Below are 16,578 nucleotides of genomic sequence, written 5' to 3' on the forward strand. Positions count from 1 at the left end.
CGCTTCTTAAGTCTCTTTGGTAAGCCCGAAAGCTCACCGACAAAGCCGCTCGCCACGTTTCTCTTTCTTCATTATAAAATTGTCCAAATAACCGATGTGAAGATCATCACATCCAAACACCATTCCGCGTGCCAAAACCCTGAAGTTCAAACACGTCAATCAGCGAAGCTAATCGGCGGAAGTGAAGTCAACATCGTTGGTCGCGAGAGCGACCGTCGACCCCGTCGGTGATGCGCATATAGGGTGAAACGTCCTTCGAAGTCAACACGTGATTTTCAAAAAAAGCAAAAAAGCGTCATTGTCCGGAATTCCGGGTTCGCAATTCGCCCTTTATCGCGATGGGTGCGAAATGCTGGTATCACGGGCGGAAGCCATACGGAGCGGATCATGCATAATCTCATTACCGATATTTCCGGCATAAGCGTCGGCCATGCGCAGGACCGTCAACTGGCCTCCGGGGTGACGGCTATTGTCTTCGACCGGCCTGTTATTGCCTCGGGGCTCTCGCTTGGTGGCGCACCCGGCAGTCGCGACCAGCTGCTGCTCGATCCCGCCCGCAGCGTTGAGACCGTGGATGCATTTGTGCTGTCGGGCGGCTCGGCCTTCGGGCTCGACGCCGCCGGCGGCGTGCAATCCGGCCTTCGTGCCGATGGTCGTGGACTGGCGCTTGGATCAGCCCGCATTCCGATTGTCCCCGGCGCAATCCTGATGGATCTGCTGAACGGCGGCGACAAGGACTGGGGTTTGCACGCCCCCTACCTCAAGCTCGGCTACAACGCCTATCGGGCAGTGACCCACGGCGCCTTTCCCCTCGGGACGATTGGCGCGGGGACGGGTGCAACGACCGTCAATCTGAAAGGCGGGCTTGGTTCGGCCAGCGCCGAGACAGCTGACGGCTTTCGGATCGGGGCGCTTGCCGCGGTCAACGCGATGGGGAGCGTGACCATCGGGGACGGGCCGCACTTCTGGGCCGCTCCACTGGAGGACAATGGCGAATTCGGGGGACTTGGGCACCCGGGCGCCATTTCGAAAGACGCAGCAAAGCTGAGGATCAAGGGCGGGCCGACCACGGCTACCACGCTCGGCGTTATCGTCACCGATGCCCGTTTGACCAAACAACAGGCCTACCGCCTGGCGGTCATGGCGCATGACGGCTTTGCCCGGGCGATCCACCCGGCCCATCTGCCGTTCGACGGCGATACGGTGCTGTCTGCGGCGACCGGCGAAAAGCCGGCCCCCAACGATCTTGCCTTTGCAGAAATCTGCCTTGAAGCCACGCGCACGATGGCGCGGTCCATCGCGCGTGGTGTCTATGAAGCAGAAACGCTCCCGCAAAGGGGAGCGCTTCAAAGCTGGAAAGACAAATTCGGGAAGGGCTAGCCCTTATTGCGCGGCGTAACCACCGCCAATCGCGACATTGAGCGCGACGAAATCACCCGCCTGCTGTGCAATCGCATCGGCAAGGCTCGCCTCGGCATCCGACACGGCGCGCTGGGCATCAAGCACATCCAGCAACGAGGTTGCACCGTCACGATAGCTCGAGGTCGAAAGTTCCAAAGCGTCTCGGTAGGAGGCAACCGTTGCCCGCAATGCCGAAACGGTCCGCCCGTCGCGCGTGACGACGGCGAGCGCCGATTCCACTTCCTGAACGGCGTTGAGAACCGTCTGTTTCCAGGTGAGATAGGCTTGGCGGGCTTGCGATTCGGCGCTCGAGAGGTTGGCGCGCAGGGCGCCACCGTCGAAAATCGGCAGGCTGAGTGTCGGGCCGAACGACCATGACGTCTGCCCCGCATTTCCAAGAGAGCTGTCGGTGACGCTTGCCTGCAGCGTACCGCTGAGCGAAATCGTCGGGTAAAGCTGCGCTTCGGCAACCCCGATATTGGCCGTTGCGGCAGCAAGATTACGCTCGGCCTGGCGAATATCCGGACGGTTGCGGATCAGATCGGCCGGCACGCCGGAGGACAGACGCGCATGGGTCACCGGGATCGGCTTCACCTTGTTCATCTGGTCGATCAGCGTCGCTGCCGGCAGGCCCATTAGCGTGGACAGTGCGTAGACCTGCTGACGATAGGATGCTTCAAGCTGCGGAATACTGGAAAGCTGCGCGTTGACGAGACCTTCCGACTGCACGACGTCAAGCCGCGAGGCCGCACCGGCATCAAGCTGGAACTGGGTCAGGCGGAAGGTTTCACGGCGGCTTTTCAGATTGGAACGGGCGATTGTCAGGCGTTCCTGATAAAGCCGTGCGTTGATATAGGCATCAATCAGGCTGGATATGAGCGTCAGCTTGGCGACATCGGCGCTGGCATAGGCAGCGTCAAGCTGGGCCACCGCCGCTTCCCCCGAACGCTGATAAAGACCGAAGAGATCGAGAACCCAGGAAATCGGAACCGATCCGCCGAAGGTATTCGACGTCTTGCGGGCCTGAGGCGACGCGCCGTCACCGCCGGCACCCGCACCGGTATCGTAACCCTGCAGATTGACCTGCGGATAACCGCCCGCCGTCGAAGTGACGACATTGGCCTCGGCCTGGACGATCGCCTCGAGCGCCTGAAGAACCGAAAGGTTCTGCGCCATGCCGGCATCGACATAGGAGTTCAGCAGCGGGTCATTAAAACTCTTCCACCAGGCAACTTCCGTGACATCGCCCACGCTCTGGCTGCTGCCTTCGGAAAATTTGTCCGGCAATGCCGTTTCCGGCGCCACGTAGTCCGGGCCGACAGCGCAGCCGGCCAGCAGGAGCAACAGAAGCGGTACGGGGGTAACGCGGCTCAACACCATGGTCTCAATCCTGTCATCTCGGCACGTCCGAACGGGACGGCCTACCCTTACTGTTTTAGACGCCGGCACGAGGCCGGCGCAATATCGTTAATTTTGTTTTAAACGATCTGTTGCTCTTCTGCCGATTTGTCTTCCTTCTTGCCGATGCCCATAACCCGGCAAACGGCGACGAAGAAGGACGGCACGAAGAAGATGCCCAGTGTCGTTGCCGCCAGCATGCCGCCGAACACGGCAATACCGATGGCGTTCTGCGCGGCAGACCCCGCACCGGTTGCCAGCACCAGCGGCGTCACGCCGAGGATGAAGGCAAGCGAGGTCATGATGATCGGCCTCAGACGCATGCGGGCCGCGTGGACTGCCGCATCAAAGAGCGAATCACCCTTGTCGCTTTGCTCGCGGGCAAACTCGACGATCAGGATCGCGTTCTTTGCCGCAAGCCCCATGGTCGTCAGCAGCCCCACCTTGAAGTAGATGTCATTGGACTGACCATCGAGATTGGCAGCGACGACCGCACCAAGGATACCCACCGGCACTGCCAGAATGACCGAGAACGGAATACTCCAGCTTTCATAGAGCGCGGCAAGGCACAGGAACACGAACACAATCGACACCAGGTAGAGGTAGGCGGCTTCGTTACCGGAAATCACCTGCTGCAGCGACATATCCGTCCAGGCCACCGTAAAGCCGCCGGGTGAAGCTTCGACCTGCGAGATCAACTGGTTCATGGCCTCGCCAGAGCTGAAGCCCTGATTGGTCGAGCCCTGAATATCGACTGCGGTGTTGCCGTTATAATGCGACAGCGACGGGGCACCGGTTGTCCAGTCGATATCGGTGAAGGCCGAGAACGGCACCATTCCACCGCTCGAATTGCGGGCATACCACTTGTAGATATCCTCGGGCTGCATGCGATAGGGCGCATCGCCCTGCACGTAAACCTTCTTCACCTTGTCGTTCAAAGTGAAGTTGTTGATGTTCGTGCCCGCATAGATCGTGGACAGCATACCGGTGGCTTCCGCAATGCTGACGCCATAGGCACCGGCCCGCTGCTCATCGATATCGATCAGCATCTGGGTTTCGTTCGGCAGCGTATCGGTACGAACCTGGGCGGCGATACCGCCAGTGTTCATCTGCTGAATGATGCGTTGCGTGGTGGCAAGCGTTGCCGCCTGGCCCTGGTTGCCGCTGTCGACCACAAAGCCGGTCCAGCCGGTCGACTGACCAAGACCCGGAATTGCCGGCGGTTGAACAACATAAACCTGAGCATCACGGACATGCGTGTAGAAATAACCGTTGGCACGCTGGGTGACTGCCGCTGCCGTCAGATTTTCCGCCGTCCGGTCTTCGAACGGCTTCATCTGAATAAAGGCCATGGCATAGTTCTGTCCCTGCCCGGCAAACGAGAAGCCCAGCACGCTGAACACGGCCTCGACGGCATCGGATTCATCGTTACGGAAATAATTCTCGACCTGCGTGGTAACGGCCTGTGTACGGTCCGTCGTTGCACCTGTCGGCAGATTGACGAGCACGAACAGCGAGCCCTGATCCTCATCCGGCAGGAACGATGCGGGAAGCTGTACGAAGTAGTGATAAACACCGAACAGCAGAACAGCGAACACCGCAAAGACGATGATCGGAACCTTCAACAGGAAGCTGACGGCCCGAATGTAGCCATCGGTCAGGCTGTTGAAGCCGCGGTTGAACATGCCGGAGAGACCGCGGTCCTTCTTGGTCGGATCCACGGGTTTCAGCATGGTGGCGCACAGTGCCGGCGTGAAGATCATCGCGACCAGCACCGACAGGACCATCGCGGCAACGATCGAGATCGAGAACTGGCGATAGATTATACCGGTGGAACCGCCGATGAAGGCCATCGGAATGAACACGGCCGTCAGCACCATCACGATACCGATCAGCGCGCCGGAAATTTCACCCATCGATTTCTGGGTGGCTTCCTTCGGCGGCAATCCGTCCTCATGCATGATGCGTTCGACGTTCTCCACCACGACGATGGCGTCGTCCACCAGAAGACCGATCGCCAACACCATCGCGAACATGGTCAGCGTGTTGATCGAGAACCCGGCAAAGGCCAGAACGCCGAATGCGCCCAACAGCACGACCGGCACCACAAGGGTGGCGATCAGCGTCGCCCGAAGGTTTTGCAGGAAGATCAACAGAACGAAGAAGACGAGCACGATCGCTTCGAACAGCGTATGCACAACCTGTTCGATCGACAGTTCCACGAACGGCGTCGTATCATACGGATAGATGATCTCGACACCTTCCGGCAGCGTCGGCCTGATGGTGTCCATGAAGTCGGTTACGCGCTCCGACGTCTGAACCGCGTTGGCACCATTGGCAAGCTCGATCGCAAAGCCGGCGGCCGGGGAGCCGTTATAGAATGTGCTGAACTGATAATAACGCTGACCCAGTTCAACCCGCCCGACATCCGAGATTGTCACCGTCGCACCGTTTTCGGTGGTCCGCAGGATGATGTCTTCGAACTCCTTGACGTTTTCCAGCTGGCTGGAAGAAACGGCGGTGATGGAGAGCTGCTGCCCCTTCAGTGAAGGATTGTCGCCGACATCACCAACAGCAACCTGCTGGTTCTGCGCCTGAATGGCGTTGGAAACGTCGGAAACCGTCAGATTGTACTGATTGAGCTTGTAGGGATCGAGCCAGACGCGCATCGCATAGGGCGTATAGAAGCCCTGAACGCTGCCGACACCGTCAAGTCTGGAAATGGAATCGTTGATATTACTGTCGATGATGTTGCCGAGATCGGCCGGCGAATAATTGTTGTTCTTGTCCGTCAGCGCCACCACCATCAGGAAGCTCGACGACGAACGATTGACCGTAATACCGAGATTGCGAACGATATCCGGCAGCTGCGGTTGCACCAGTTGAAGCTTGTTCTGCACCTCGACCTGGGCGATTTCCGGATCGATGCTCGGCCCGAAGATCACCGAAATCTGGGCCATACCGGGGCTGGACGTCGACGTCAGGTAGAGCATGTCGTCGAAGCCGGAAAGACCGTCCTCGATAACGTTCGTCACCGTCGTCTCGACCGTTCGCGCACTGGCGCCGGGGAAGGTTGCCGTCAGCGAGATCGTCGTCGGCGCGATCTGCGGATACTGGGAGATCGGCAGCTGCGAGATGCCGAGACCGCCGATCAGCATGATCACGATGGCGATCACCCAGGCGAAAACCGGTCTGTTGATAAAGAAATTAGCCATTCAATATTCCTCGAGCGCTTGGGTTCCGGAGCCTGAACACCTTCACGCTCAACCGTTTCCGCCAGATGCCGATGAACCCGACGCATCGCCGCCGGAGCTTGAGCCGGACGAAGCGCCCGAGCCGGAATCCGCATCAACGACAACGCCCTCTTCATTGATCTTCACCGGTACGGGCGTGACGTCGGTAACGCCGCCGACCAGACGCTGGAAGCCATCGACGATGAGACGGTCACCATCGGAGACCTTGTCGGTGACCAGCCAGGCGTTGTTGGAAACTTTCACATTCTGGAAAATCCGCGTCTCGACCTTGTTGTCGCTGGTCACGAACATGGCGGAGACCTTGCCGCCGGCCTCGATCTGGGCGGCAAGCTGCGGAATGAGGAAGCCTTCTTCCTCGGCAACCGTCAGCGTGGCGCGCACGAACATGCCGGGCAGCAGAACATTGTCGGGATTGTCGAAGACGGCCCGCAGATTGACCGTGCCGGTCGATTCATTCACCGTCCGCTCGGAAACATCGAGATGACCGGCAACCGAATAGTCGCTGCCATCGTCAAGCTTGACGACAACCTTGACGCCGGAAAGGTCCTGCTCGCTCTTGAAGTCCGGATATTTGCCCGACGCGCTCAGAACCTGCGCGGCAGATTCATACATGTCGACATAGATCGGATCGAGCTGGTTCAGACTGACCAGCGCCGAAGAGGACGACGGCGAAGCCAGGTTACCGATCGAAATATTGGAAACCCCCAGAACACCGTCAAACGGAGCGGTAATGTCGGTATGACCGAGATTGATCTCCGCCGTCTTGACCGCTGCCTTGGCTGATTCGACGTCGGCCAGTGCCTGTTCGTAGGAGGTCTGGGCGTCGGTCAGCTGAATTTCGGTAGCACCCTGATTGACGATCCGCTTGTAGCGTTCGTAATTGGCCTCGAGGCCCGGCACCGTGGCATTCGCCTTGTCGAGCGAAGCCTGAGCCTGCGCGAGATTGGCTTCGTAAGTATCCTGCTCGATCTGATAAAGCAGGTCGCCGGCCTTCACGAAAGCGCCATCCTTGAAGGCCTTTTCGGTAATGATACCAGTAACCTGGGGACGGACTTCGGCGGAACGATAGGCCACCGCACGCGCCGGAAGCGTCGTGGTGATCGGCACCGTCTGCTTTTCAAGTGTAATAACGCCGACCTGCGGCGGCGGCATCTGTGCCCCGCCCTGTTGTTGCTTACCGTCATCACTGCACGCGCCGAGCGCAACTGCAAGAACACTAACAACGGCAATCGGAAGCTTGCGCGACAGCATGGGCACCTATCCAGAAAGTAAGATCAAACAATGGGCACTTTCTTAACACAATCCCGATCGCACAGAAACTCAATATCTCGCGTACCGAAACAGGCTGCGAAAGCTCGCCAGATGACGAATTCGTTTTGGTGACGTATCGCAGATAACGTCACTTTACAACGCGATTTTTCAATCCGCCGTCAATTAATCCAACAATTAATTGCGTTTTATCAACCAGTGTTGCGGGCGCGGCACAGGCAATCATCCGCGGGTTGAGCACGCATCCCAGCATGTCGACGATGGCCGATGCGTCGAGCGCGGGGTCCCCTGCGCCGTAGATCCCGGCCTCCATTCCCTCTGCTATCAGTGACGAAAGCTTGTCTTCAACAAGGCGGCGGTAAATCCGCCCGCCCTTGGAAGGATCTTCCAGCACCAGCGGGATCATTTCGAAAAGATACTGGTTTTCCCGCTTGTCGTGAAGGTGCTCGCGCGCAAGCCGGGAAAGAAAGACGACCAGACGCGTGTCCGGCGGATCACTCGGATCCTCGACGGAACAGCGCTCGGCAATACGGCGGGCATGGCGATAGGCAATCGCGCGCCCGAGCGTGAGCTTGCTGCGGAAATGCTTGAATACATTCGCCGGCGACATGCCAAGTTCGCCGGCAATATCGGCTATCGAAACCGCACTGTAGCCGCTTGCACGAAACAGACGTTCCGATGTCTCAAGGATCGCCTCCCGTGTTTCTTCGGCCGATCGCCTTGGTTTACGCATCACTCCCCTCCCCAATGCGCCTCCGGATAATAGGCCGCAAGGTTGGCGCGCACGCGGTCCTTCACGCTGTCGCCGCTTTCATCGGGAACGAAGCGTTTGCCGGTGATCATCTCGAACGCCCGGGCATAGACGCCCGAAGCCGCTTCGATCACATCCTGCGGGATTTCCGGAATTGGATCCGAATAGGGGTCGCAGCGCGCCACCACCCACGACCGGATGAAATCCTTGTCGAAGCTTTCAGGCCGTTCGCCAGCGTCAAACCGGGCCTGATAGCTTTCGGCCATCCAGTAGCGGCTCGAATCCGGCGTATGGATTTCATCGGCCAGCAGAAGATTGCCTTCGCGATCAAGGCCGAACTCGTATTTCGTATCGGCAAGGATCAGCCCCTGCCGCGCCGCCAGTTCCTGACCGCGCGCAAACAAGGCCAGCGCCTTTTCCGAGACCTCGTCCCACCGCGCCTGGCTCAAAAGACCGCGTTCGACAATCTCGTCTGCCGTCAGCGGCTCGTCATGCCCGCCATCGAAAGCCTTGCTGGTCGGCGTGATGATGGCTTCGGGCAGTTTTTCATTGTCGCGCATACCATCGGGAAAATCGAAGCCGTAAAGCCTGCGTTCACCGCGCTTGTAACGGGTCAATACCGAGGTATCGGTCGTGCCTGCCAGATAGCCGCGGACGATGATCTCGACCGGCAGAATGTCCAGCCGCTTGCCGACGACGACATTCGGGTCAGGATAGGCGACGACGTGATTGTCGGCGATATCGGCGGTGGCATCGAACCAGAAGCGGGCAATCTGCGTCAGAATTGCCCCCTTGTGGGGAATGGAAGCCAGAACCCGGTCGAAAGCGCTGATACGGTCGGTCGTGATGATGATCCTGCGCCCGTCCGGCAGGTCGTAGTTCTCCCGCACCTTGCCCTTGTAATAGCCGGGCAGTTCGGGGAAAAATGCTTCGTCGAGAGTGCGCAAGAAAACGTCCTTCAGTCGTATCGGTGAACCGTGGCTCTGTTGCAAAATGTTGCAAAGCCGTTCGACCCTCATTACAGATTGTTCACCTATACGGCAATCATATTGAGTAGTGAACGTATTGCCCGCGTTCCGGGGTTCGGCAGCTTTCATGGACATCATTCCCTCGCTTCCCGTATTCCTCGCCTTTTCGGCGGCCACGCTGCTTCTGGCGCTGACCCCGGGTCCCGACATGACGCTTTCGATCAACAAGGCGCTGAAGGAGGGGCGGGCCGCCGGCCTTGCCGTTCTGGTCGGCACCAATCTGGGCCTCTGCGTGCACACAATGCTTGTCGCCTTCGGGGTTTCCGCCCTGATTGTCGCCTCGCCGACCGCCTTCATGATCCTGAAAACCGGCGGCGCCGCCTACCTGTTCTGGATCGCCGTCATGGCAATCCGAAAGGGCAATAATTTCGTGCTGGAGGCGGAAGCCCGGACCGAACGCAAGCGCAATCGGATCAGGGCGGCAATTGCCAACGGGTTCTGGATCAACCTCCTGAACCCGAAAGTCATCATCTTCTTCATGACCTTTCTGCCGCAATTCGTCGATGCGGGCGATCCGAATGTCACCGGCAAACTGCTGTTCCTCGGTTTCACCTTCATCGTCGTCGCGCTCCTGCCGACGATCGCCATCGTTGTCGCCGCCGACCGGCTTTCAGGCTGGCTGATGGCGCATAAACGCGTGCTGCGCGGTATCGACTACCTGTTTGCCGGCGTGTTTTCGCTATTTGCCGTGAAGATATTGCTGACGCAGGGGCGGTAGAAAATCGGACGACCGGTCCGAGCCACCCGATGTGCCTGTGCCCTGTTTCCATCTCCCGGCTTTACGATAACCGACGTTGACTTTTGACGCCGCTGCATCACCCTGCAGCGATGACAGAAAAAAATACGGTTCAAAACGAAACGTCGCTGGTGGGCGGCAGGTCCACCGTCTCGAAGGCAGGCAATATCGTCTTCCGGCAGTCGCAACCATCGTCCGAAACGGTGATGGCGTTGTTGAGGCATCTCGAATCCGAAGGGTTTGACGCCGCGCCGCATGTCGTCGGTCGCGGTTTCGACGAAACCGGCCGGGAAATGCTTTCCTTCGTCGAAGGCGAAAGCATTCACCCCAATCCATGGCCGGACGACGCCCTGCCGCTTATCGGACGCATGTTGCGCAGACTGCATGAGGCAAACGCATCGTTCACCCCGCCGGACAATGCCCAATGGCGGCCGTGGTTCGGGCGCCAAATGGGACGCCCGAGCGTGTTGGGACATTGCGATACCGGTGCATGGAACATCATCGCCCGCAACGGCTTGCCGGTCGCCCTGATCGACTGGGAGAATGCCGGGCCTGTCGACCCGATGATCGAGCTTGCCCAGGCATGCTGGCTAAACGCCCTGCTGTTCGACGATGACCTCGCACGGTCGTTGCACCTGGGATCTGTCGAGACGCGCGGCCGGCAAGTGCGATCACTGCTCGATGGTTATGGGCTGGCCACATCACGCCGAAAAGGCTTTGTCGGCCTGATGCGTGACTTTGCCATTCGCGACGCGGCCAATGAAGCGATTGAAGCCGGGATTACACCGGAAACAACGGATGCCTCAGCGCTTTGGGGTATCACCTGGCGAACCCGCAGCGCCGCATGGCTGGTAAGACACCAGACCGTGCTTGAAAGCATCATCGAAACAGACGCCTGAACGATAAGCCGCGCTACGGGCAGGCGACCGGCTCTCCCCCTGCCCAGGTCTGCATTTGGCCGGCAGCATCAAGGGTTTCGCTCTCGGTGACCCTGAAACATTGCCCTATGGACAGAACCATCAGGGGACTGTCCCAGTTGGCTGCTGCCTCTCGGACATTGACCTGCCACTTGGCTTGCAGAATGGTGTCCGGCTCCGGGGGACTGTGGATCGGCGAGCCGTTCGCGAGAGTGAAGTTGATGCCGTCGGCATTGCCGACGGCGTTGAGATACCCGACCGCGACCCAGCCTGTTGTCACATCGGCCGCATCATCCGGTCGTGGAGAATCCTCTTCTACATTCGCGATCAGCCGGATGAAGCCTTCGATTTCCTCTTTGTTGACCGCGCATTTTTCGGGGAACAGGTTGATCCTCGCCGTCAGCTCGCTGATGTGAACGGTCTTGTTCTCGAACTTGGCAGAGAGCCTTTCCACGAAGCTGGCGCAGGTGGTTTGGAAGTCGAACTCTTGCTTGTCATCAGCGCGGCGGTCGGCGACCAAAGCAAGAATGATCCCGCCCAATAGGATGCTCACAAGAGACGCAAGCTTAGAAAGTGTATCGAGCATGTGTATCTCCGTTTGAGACCCGACATTATTCGACATTGTGACATTGCGCCGAAAATTTCACTCGCGGTGTTTGCGAACCCGCCACTGATCTCCCGACTTTGGTAGTGATCTGACTGGCCGATCGGTCAGATCGCAAGGCGTCCATTCGGACGCCAAGAGGTCACCTTAAACCATTGAATTTGCGCAACGTGCCTTTCGAAAACTCACCCCTTAGTTTTCGGGCCGTTGTGCCTGCAGGACGTCCGAAACAATAGCTCGTCCAGCGGTGGACGGCGTCAACCTTCCCCACAGACGGGGACAGCAATCAAATATAATGCGAAGAGATAAATTCGGAAAAATATACGACAATTCTCTTCTGCTAGACACAACCTAAAATAGCAGAAAAAATACACAACACAACCACATAGAGGCAAAATTTATGTAGCGGCGGCAAGAAAACAGAAACAAGCCTCGAAACTCCGTTTGCTAACCATCTCAATCGCCGTGGTTGGCGATCATCATCGCCTCGTAGGCCATGCGCTCGGTCTTGCGCATCCGTTCCGATTCCGACTTCAGCTGGCCGCAGGCCGCCAGAATATCGCGGCCGCGCGGGGTGCGGATCGGCGAGGCGTAGCCGGCCTGATTGATGAAATCGGCAAAGCGTTCGATGGTCTCCCAGTCGGAACACTGGTAGTTGGAACCGGGCCAGGGATTGAACGGGATCAGGTTGATTTTCGCGGGGATGCCCTTCAGCAGGTTCACCAGATCGCGCGCGTCTTCGAGACTGTCATTGACGTCCTTGAGCATCACATACTCAAACGTGATCCGGCGCGCATTGGAAAGGCCCGGATAATCCCGGCAGGCTTTGATCAGCTGCTCCAGCGGGTACTTCTTGTTGATCGGCACCAGAATGTTGCGCAGGTCGTCGCGCACCGCATGCAGCGAAATTGCCAGCATGCAGCCGATTTCCTCACCGGTGCGATAGATTTCCGGGGACACGCCGGACGTCGACAGCGTGATACGGCGCTTCGACATCGACAGACCGTCTTCGGCAGACGCAATCAGCAGCGCCTTCTTCACATGCTCGAAATTGTAAAGCGGCTCGCCCATGCCCATCATCACGATATTGGTGACCTTGCGGTCGGATTCGGGAATGAAGGCGCCGTTGGGCGCATCGCGATTGGGAAAATCGCCGAGCGCGTCGCGAGCAACCAAGAGCTGGCCAAGGATCTCCTCGGGTCTCAGATTGCGCACCAGGCGCTGCGTGCCGGTGTGACAGAAGGAACAGGTCAGCGTGCAGCCAACCTGGCTGGAAATGCACAGCGTGCCGCGGTCTTCCTCGGGAATGTAGACCGTCTCGATTTCCACCGGGCGGCCCGCACCATGGGCCGGAAAACGCAACAGCCATTTGCGGGTCCCGTCGGTCGAAATCTGCTCGGTAACGATTTCCGGCCGCGCGATGTCGAAGGCTTCCGCCATTTTCGCGCGCAGGTCCTTCGCCATGTTGGTCATTTCGGCAAAGTCGGAGATCCCGCGCACATAAAGCCAGTTCCAGATCTGGTTGACGCGCATGCGGATCTGCTTGTCCGGCACACCGATCGATGACAGCGCCTCGGCCATTTCCGGCTTGGAAAGACCGATCAGCGTGTTCCCGACCGCCGGTTTCCGGCGGGGTCTGGCACGCTGGGCGTCAAGATCGATGGTTTCGACAGCGGACATTGTCGGGCTCCCGTAAAAACGCGGACTACAGGTATTCGTCGCTTTCACCGGCCCTTCGTTTCAGGGACCCGGCGATACGCCACCTGCAATGTAGAAAAAAAGAACTTGCTCTTCAGGCTTGAACGGCGCCGGAACGAACACGACACCAAGCATTTGCGGCGAGCCTATAACACGGTTGTCGCCCGGCGTCATCCCTTTCGCCACATAGCTGTCCCGCCCGCGCCACATGACCGGCAACAAAAAACCCGGCCGAAGCCGGGTCGATTGCAAAAGCGGGACTGCCGTTACTGGCAGGCGCTGATCTTGTTGAGCGCTGCGGTGATGCCGATCAGCGAATAGGTGTGGGTGGTATTGGTGCCCCGTGCCGAAGTCGCCTTAACTTCCATCGTGCGTCCACCCTTCATGGCGGCAACCAGCGCCGGCTCCTGCGCAGCGTTTTCAAGCCAGCCGCCGCGACCCTTGTGGTACATCGGGAAGCTCTTGCCATCGACGATGACGTCAATGGTCGAACCGTCGCGCAGGTTGTACCCCATCATCGCCTGCGGTTCGAGCGATACGTTCTGCCCCGGATATTTGGTGACCACGAAGAAATTGTCGCCATGATCGACATTTGCCGGTTCCTTCTTGGCCGGCACCGAAAGGACATAGCAGACCTTTCCGGCGTCGGAATTATAGGAATAGGCGACCCAGGCGTCGAATTTCTGAATCGGAGTCGGCGTCTGCGCGGAAGCGATCGAGGCGCCGGTGAACAGAATGACCAGTACGAGGGCGATTCTTTTTGCAAACATAAGATCCTGCCGATTTTCTCTGCTGCCGCCGGCCCCTGCCCTTTAAAAAAGGGCCAGACCGATACGTTACGAATTTGTTCATCTAGATACGCAACCGAGGTTACCAAAATCTCAACACCGTGTGGATTTTCGCTCACCGCCCGGTCTGCGCTGCCGGATTGGTTGTGGCACGACAAATGCCGCCAATCACGGCAAGATTGCGGCAGACGACGTGCGATGATGTGTCATTGGTCCCCGAGCGTCGTCAATGCCGCATCTGCACGGTCATAATGCTCTATTCTCATATTTCTGCGGATCATCGTCAACGCCGCCGTCAGCACGGCCAGATCGTCGGTAAAACCGACAAACAGGAAGATATCCGGTATGAGATCGGCGGGCATGACAAAATAGGCAAGCGCGGCATAAAGCACGGCCCGCGCGCCAAGCGGGGTTTCGCTGTCTGTCGCACAGTAATAGGCGGCGACCGCATCACGCGCAAACGGGATATGCGAGGCCGTCTTGCGCAGCTTGCCCCAGAAACCCTCGCGCACCGTGCGTTCGTTTTCGGCCCTGGTTTCCTCGTCGCCGGGCTCGAGGATGTCGCCATATTTGATATCGCTCATGATCGGCTCCTTCGCTCCGAAATATAGGTCAGAGCGGCCAATGTTCAAACGTCGAACCGGCTTGCCGCCTTGTCCATGATGCCGGCCATTTCGATATCGCGGGCGCTGATGCCACCGGATGAATGAGTGGTGAGCGAAACCCCGACCCGGTTATAGACATTATTCCACTCGGGGTGATGATCGAGCCGTTCGGCGGCCAGCGCGCATTCGCTCATGAAAGCAAAGGCCTCGCGAAAATCGGCAAACCGGAAATCGCGGGAGATTGCGGTCTCGTCTTCCGTTACCGACCAGTCCGCATGCGATTGCATGGCTTCGTGCAGCGCTTCAGGTTCCAGTCGGGCATCATTCATGGCATTGTCTCCGCAAACGTCAAAATCACGATACTTCACTAAATTGCGTAAATATCATGGCACAACCTGACAACCACTCCGTTCTTTTCGTCTGCAGCGGCAATATCTGCCGTTCGCCGCTTGCCGAGGGCGTGTTCACGCATCTTGCGCAGGGCGCCGGCCGCAGCCGCGACTTCACCATCGATTCCGCCGGCATCGGCAACTGGCACGAGGGCGAGCTGCCCGATCCGCGTTCGCGCGCCACGGCGAAGCGCTACGGCTTCGACATTTCCGGCCAGCGTGCACGCCAGATCAGGCCGGCGGATTTCAGCCGGTTTTCACTCATCCTCGGCATGGACAGCGCCAATATGGCCGCGCTGAAACGTCTCGGCGGGGCCGATCCAAAAGCCGAAGTCGCGCTGTTTTCAGATTACACGCTCGGCAAGAAACAGGATGTCCCCGACCCCTATTACGGCGGCGATGACGGGTTTGAAACCGTCTACCACATGCTCCTGGCCGGCTGCCAGTCGCTGCTGTCGAGACTATAGGCGTCGCTCGGATCGTAAAGGTCGAAGGCCTCTTCCACCTGGTAGGGGCCGCCGCCGACCGAATCGCGCGACGACATCAGCACGAAGCGCCCGACTGTAAACGGCAATGTCTGGAAATTGCCACGGGCGGAAAGATATTCGACCACATCCTGCACCTTTGTCCCGCGCAGCCGCGCCAGCGTGACATGCGGGGTGAACTTGCGCGGATCGGCCCTGAGACCCAGCCGCTGACAGATCCTGTCGATTTCGCCCTGCAGCGCGAAAAGCTCCGGCGCGGGGGACACGCCAGCCCAGATTGCATGCGGCTTCTTGTTGCCGAAGGCGCCGGTTCCGGTAAGGCTGAGCTGAAAGGCGGGGCGCTCGATCCGGTCGAGCCAGTGGACGACTTCGTCCGCGGTGCGGAAGTCGACATCTCCGATGAACCGCAAGGTGATGTGGTAATTTCCCACATCGATCCAGCGGGCCCCGGGCAGGCCGCCGCGCAACAGCGAAAGACTTAACGCCTGTTCGCGCGGGATTTCGAGGGCGGTGAAAATTCTCGGCATGGCGAGCTCCCCGAATCTGCTAGTGACCCCTACAGCGAATCATCTAACCCGCACTGAAGCAAGCGTTAATTTCACTCCTCCCCGATTGTATCGATGAAAGCCTCCACTGACGGCAGCGAATTTTCGACCATCACTTCAACGCCCCCGGCATTGGGGTGCATGCCGTCTGCAAGTTGCAGTTCGGCATTGGCGGCAACGCCATCGAGAATGAAGGGATAAAGTGGAACGTCGAATTCCGCAGCCAGCGCGCCATAGATCGGATTGAACGCTTCGGCATAATCCGACCCCATGTTCGGCGGCGCCATCATGCCCATCAGCATCACCGGAATATCACGCCCCTGAAGGCTTTCGATAATCGCGGAAAGATTGCTCTTCACGTCCTGCGGGGCAATACCGCGCAGCGCGTCATTGGCGCCGAGTTCGAGGATCACGCCGTCCGTGCCGTCGGGCACCGACCAGTCGACCCGCGCCAGACCGCCGCTGGTGGTATCGCCGGAAACCCCGGCATTGGCGATTACGACATCGTAGCCGGCATCCGTCAGCGCCGCCTCAAGCCGCGCCGGATAGTCTTCCCCTGCCCCCAGCTCGTACCCTGCAACCAGGCTGTCGCCGAGCACGACAAGTTCGAGCGGTTCACGCGCTTTTGATGGCGAAGCCGCCACAAGCGCCGCAAGAAATGTAAAAACAATCGGCGCTGTCGCTTTTAATCGCATCATCAGGCTCCTAAA

17 protein-coding genes are annotated in these 16,578 nt (G+C 58.8%); 5 read left to right on the top strand and 12 right to left on the bottom strand.

All coding sequences use genetic code 11. The features are described 5' to 3' along the window. The coding region (locus tag ABID12_RS06860; protein WP_354433612.1) for a hypothetical protein at window positions 1–231 on the top strand (231 nt) is incomplete at its 5' end. A 156-nt stretch (window positions 232–387) separates the two neighbouring features. After that, window positions 388–1,380, top strand: a complete 993-nt coding sequence (locus ABID12_RS06865; RefSeq protein WP_354433613.1) for a P1 family peptidase — start codon at window positions 388–390, stop codon at window positions 1,378–1,380. A gap of 3 nt (window positions 1,381–1,383) precedes the next feature. Here ABID12_RS06865 and ABID12_RS06870 read toward each other — a convergent pair whose 3' ends face one another. The 5 genes from ABID12_RS06870 to ABID12_RS06890 form a co-directional block, all read right to left on the bottom strand. Beyond that, the gene (locus ABID12_RS06870; protein ID WP_354433614.1) at window positions 1,384–2,781 is read right to left on the bottom strand and encodes an efflux transporter outer membrane subunit; all 1,398 of its coding nucleotides are present in this window, start codon (window positions 2,779–2,781) and stop codon (window positions 1,384–1,386) included. A 98-nt stretch (window positions 2,782–2,879) separates the two neighbouring features. Next, window positions 2,880–6,014, bottom strand: a complete 3,135-nt coding sequence (locus tag ABID12_RS06875) for an efflux RND transporter permease subunit (protein WP_354433615.1) — start codon at window positions 6,012–6,014, stop codon at window positions 2,880–2,882. Window positions 6,015–6,062: 48 nt separating this feature from the next. Further along, entirely contained in the window at window positions 6,063–7,304 is a 1,242-nt protein-coding gene (locus ABID12_RS06880; protein WP_354433616.1) for an efflux RND transporter periplasmic adaptor subunit, read from the bottom strand. A 148-nt stretch (window positions 7,305–7,452) separates the two neighbouring features. Beyond that, entirely contained in the window at window positions 7,453–8,055 is a 603-nt protein-coding gene (locus tag ABID12_RS06885; RefSeq protein ID WP_354433617.1) for a TetR family transcriptional regulator, read from the bottom strand. Beyond that, complete coding sequence (locus tag ABID12_RS06890; protein WP_354433618.1) at window positions 8,055–9,020, bottom strand: phosphoribosylaminoimidazolesuccinocarboxamide synthase; 966 nt, start codon at window positions 9,018–9,020, stop codon at window positions 8,055–8,057. Before ABID12_RS06890 ends, ABID12_RS06885 begins: the two co-directional genes overlap by 1 nt. Before the next feature lie 148 nt (window positions 9,021–9,168). On the opposite strand from ABID12_RS06890, the gene ABID12_RS06895 reads away from it, so the two are divergent. Together ABID12_RS06895 and ABID12_RS06900 are read left to right on the top strand one after the other, a co-directional pair. Continuing rightward, window positions 9,169–9,819, top strand: coding sequence for a LysE family translocator (locus ABID12_RS06895; protein WP_354433619.1), 651 nt, complete (start codon window positions 9,169–9,171; stop codon window positions 9,817–9,819). 110 nt (window positions 9,820–9,929) lie between these two features. Continuing rightward, window positions 9,930–10,736, top strand: coding sequence for a phosphotransferase (locus ABID12_RS06900; RefSeq protein WP_354433620.1), 807 nt, complete (start codon window positions 9,930–9,932; stop codon window positions 10,734–10,736). A 13-nt stretch (window positions 10,737–10,749) separates the two neighbouring features. Here the strand turns inward: ABID12_RS06900 and ABID12_RS06905 are convergent, their stop codons facing one another. The 5 genes from ABID12_RS06905 to ABID12_RS06925 all read right to left on the bottom strand — a co-directional run bounded on the left by ABID12_RS06905 (window position 10,750) and on the right by ABID12_RS06925 (window position 14,778). Then, complete coding sequence (locus tag ABID12_RS06905; RefSeq protein ID WP_354433621.1) at window positions 10,750–11,340, bottom strand: hypothetical protein; 591 nt, start codon at window positions 11,338–11,340, stop codon at window positions 10,750–10,752. Between the two features lie 474 nt (window positions 11,341–11,814). After that, a complete protein-coding gene (rlmN, locus tag ABID12_RS06910) occupies window positions 11,815–13,038 on the bottom strand; it encodes a dual-specificity RNA methyltransferase RlmN (RefSeq protein ID WP_435528186.1) in 1,224 nt (407 codons plus the stop codon). A 284-nt stretch (window positions 13,039–13,322) separates the two neighbouring features. Then, the gene (locus ABID12_RS06915; RefSeq protein WP_106312030.1) at window positions 13,323–13,826 is read right to left on the bottom strand and encodes an invasion associated locus B family protein; all 504 of its coding nucleotides are present in this window, start codon (window positions 13,824–13,826) and stop codon (window positions 13,323–13,325) included. Window positions 13,827–14,050: 224 nt separating this feature from the next. After that, window positions 14,051–14,428 (bottom strand): YkvA family protein, encoded by a 378-nt coding sequence (locus ABID12_RS06920; protein WP_354433622.1) that lies wholly within the window; start codon window positions 14,426–14,428, stop codon window positions 14,051–14,053. 44 nt (window positions 14,429–14,472) lie between these two features. Beyond that, window positions 14,473–14,778, bottom strand: a complete 306-nt coding sequence (locus ABID12_RS06925) for a 4a-hydroxytetrahydrobiopterin dehydratase (RefSeq protein WP_354433623.1) — start codon at window positions 14,776–14,778, stop codon at window positions 14,473–14,475. A 56-nt stretch (window positions 14,779–14,834) separates the two neighbouring features. Here ABID12_RS06925 and ABID12_RS06930 point away from each other — a divergent pair, with 56 nt between their 5' ends. Further along, complete coding sequence (locus ABID12_RS06930; RefSeq protein WP_106312036.1) at window positions 14,835–15,305, top strand: low molecular weight protein-tyrosine-phosphatase; 471 nt, start codon at window positions 14,835–14,837, stop codon at window positions 15,303–15,305. On the opposite strand, the gene thpR is transcribed toward ABID12_RS06930, so the two are convergent. Together thpR and ABID12_RS06940 are read right to left on the bottom strand one after the other, a co-directional pair. Next, window positions 15,257–15,850: an RNA 2',3'-cyclic phosphodiesterase gene (gene thpR, locus ABID12_RS06935; RefSeq protein ID WP_354433624.1), complete on the bottom strand. Its 594-nt coding sequence runs from the start codon at window positions 15,848–15,850 to the stop codon at window positions 15,257–15,259. The genes ABID12_RS06930 and thpR overlap by 49 nt on opposite strands. A 71-nt stretch (window positions 15,851–15,921) precedes the next feature. Continuing rightward, complete coding sequence (locus ABID12_RS06940) at window positions 15,922–16,563, bottom strand: arylesterase (RefSeq protein ID WP_354433923.1); 642 nt, start codon at window positions 16,561–16,563, stop codon at window positions 15,922–15,924. Window positions 16,564–16,578 lie beyond the last annotated feature (15 nt).

Origin of the sequence: Martelella mangrovi, from assembly GCF_040545495.1 — a bacterium.
In the GTDB taxonomy this organism is placed as follows: domain Bacteria; phylum Pseudomonadota; class Alphaproteobacteria; order Rhizobiales; family Rhizobiaceae; genus Martelella; species Martelella mangrovi.

Coding starts and splice junctions, on each gene's coding strand:
- ABID12_RS06865 (WP_354433613.1), top strand. CDS start 388: ATGCATAATCTCATTACCGATATTTCCGGCATAAGCGTCGGCCATGCG.
- ABID12_RS06870 (WP_354433614.1), bottom strand. CDS start 2,781: ATGGTGTTGAGCCGCGTTACCCCCGTACCGCTTCTGTTGCTCCTGCTG.
- ABID12_RS06875 (WP_354433615.1), bottom strand. CDS start 6,014: ATGGCTAATTTCTTTATCAACAGACCGGTTTTCGCCTGGGTGATCGCC.
- ABID12_RS06880 (WP_354433616.1), bottom strand. CDS start 7,304: ATGCTGTCGCGCAAGCTTCCGATTGCCGTTGTTAGTGTTCTTGCAGTT.
- ABID12_RS06885 (WP_354433617.1), bottom strand. CDS start 8,055: ATGCGTAAACCAAGGCGATCGGCCGAAGAAACACGGGAGGCGATCCTT.
- ABID12_RS06895 (WP_354433619.1), top strand. CDS start 9,169: ATGGACATCATTCCCTCGCTTCCCGTATTCCTCGCCTTTTCGGCGGCC.
- ABID12_RS06900 (WP_354433620.1), top strand. CDS start 9,930: ATGACAGAAAAAAATACGGTTCAAAACGAAACGTCGCTGGTGGGCGGC.
- ABID12_RS06905 (WP_354433621.1), bottom strand. CDS start 11,340: ATGCTCGATACACTTTCTAAGCTTGCGTCTCTTGTGAGCATCCTATTG.
- rlmN (WP_435528186.1), bottom strand. CDS start 13,038: ATGTCCGCTGTCGAAACCATCGATCTTGACGCCCAGCGTGCCAGACCC.
- ABID12_RS06915 (WP_106312030.1), bottom strand. CDS start 13,826: ATGTTTGCAAAAAGAATCGCCCTCGTACTGGTCATTCTGTTCACCGGC.
- ABID12_RS06920 (WP_354433622.1), bottom strand. CDS start 14,428: ATGAGCGATATCAAATATGGCGACATCCTCGAGCCCGGCGACGAGGAA.
- ABID12_RS06925 (WP_354433623.1), bottom strand. CDS start 14,778: ATGAATGATGCCCGACTGGAACCTGAAGCGCTGCACGAAGCCATGCAA.
- ABID12_RS06930 (WP_106312036.1), top strand. CDS start 14,835: ATGGCACAACCTGACAACCACTCCGTTCTTTTCGTCTGCAGCGGCAAT.
- thpR (WP_354433624.1), bottom strand. CDS start 15,850: ATGCCGAGAATTTTCACCGCCCTCGAAATCCCGCGCGAACAGGCGTTA.
- ABID12_RS06940 (WP_354433923.1), bottom strand. CDS start 16,563: ATGCGATTAAAAGCGACAGCGCCGATTGTTTTTACATTTCTTGCGGCG.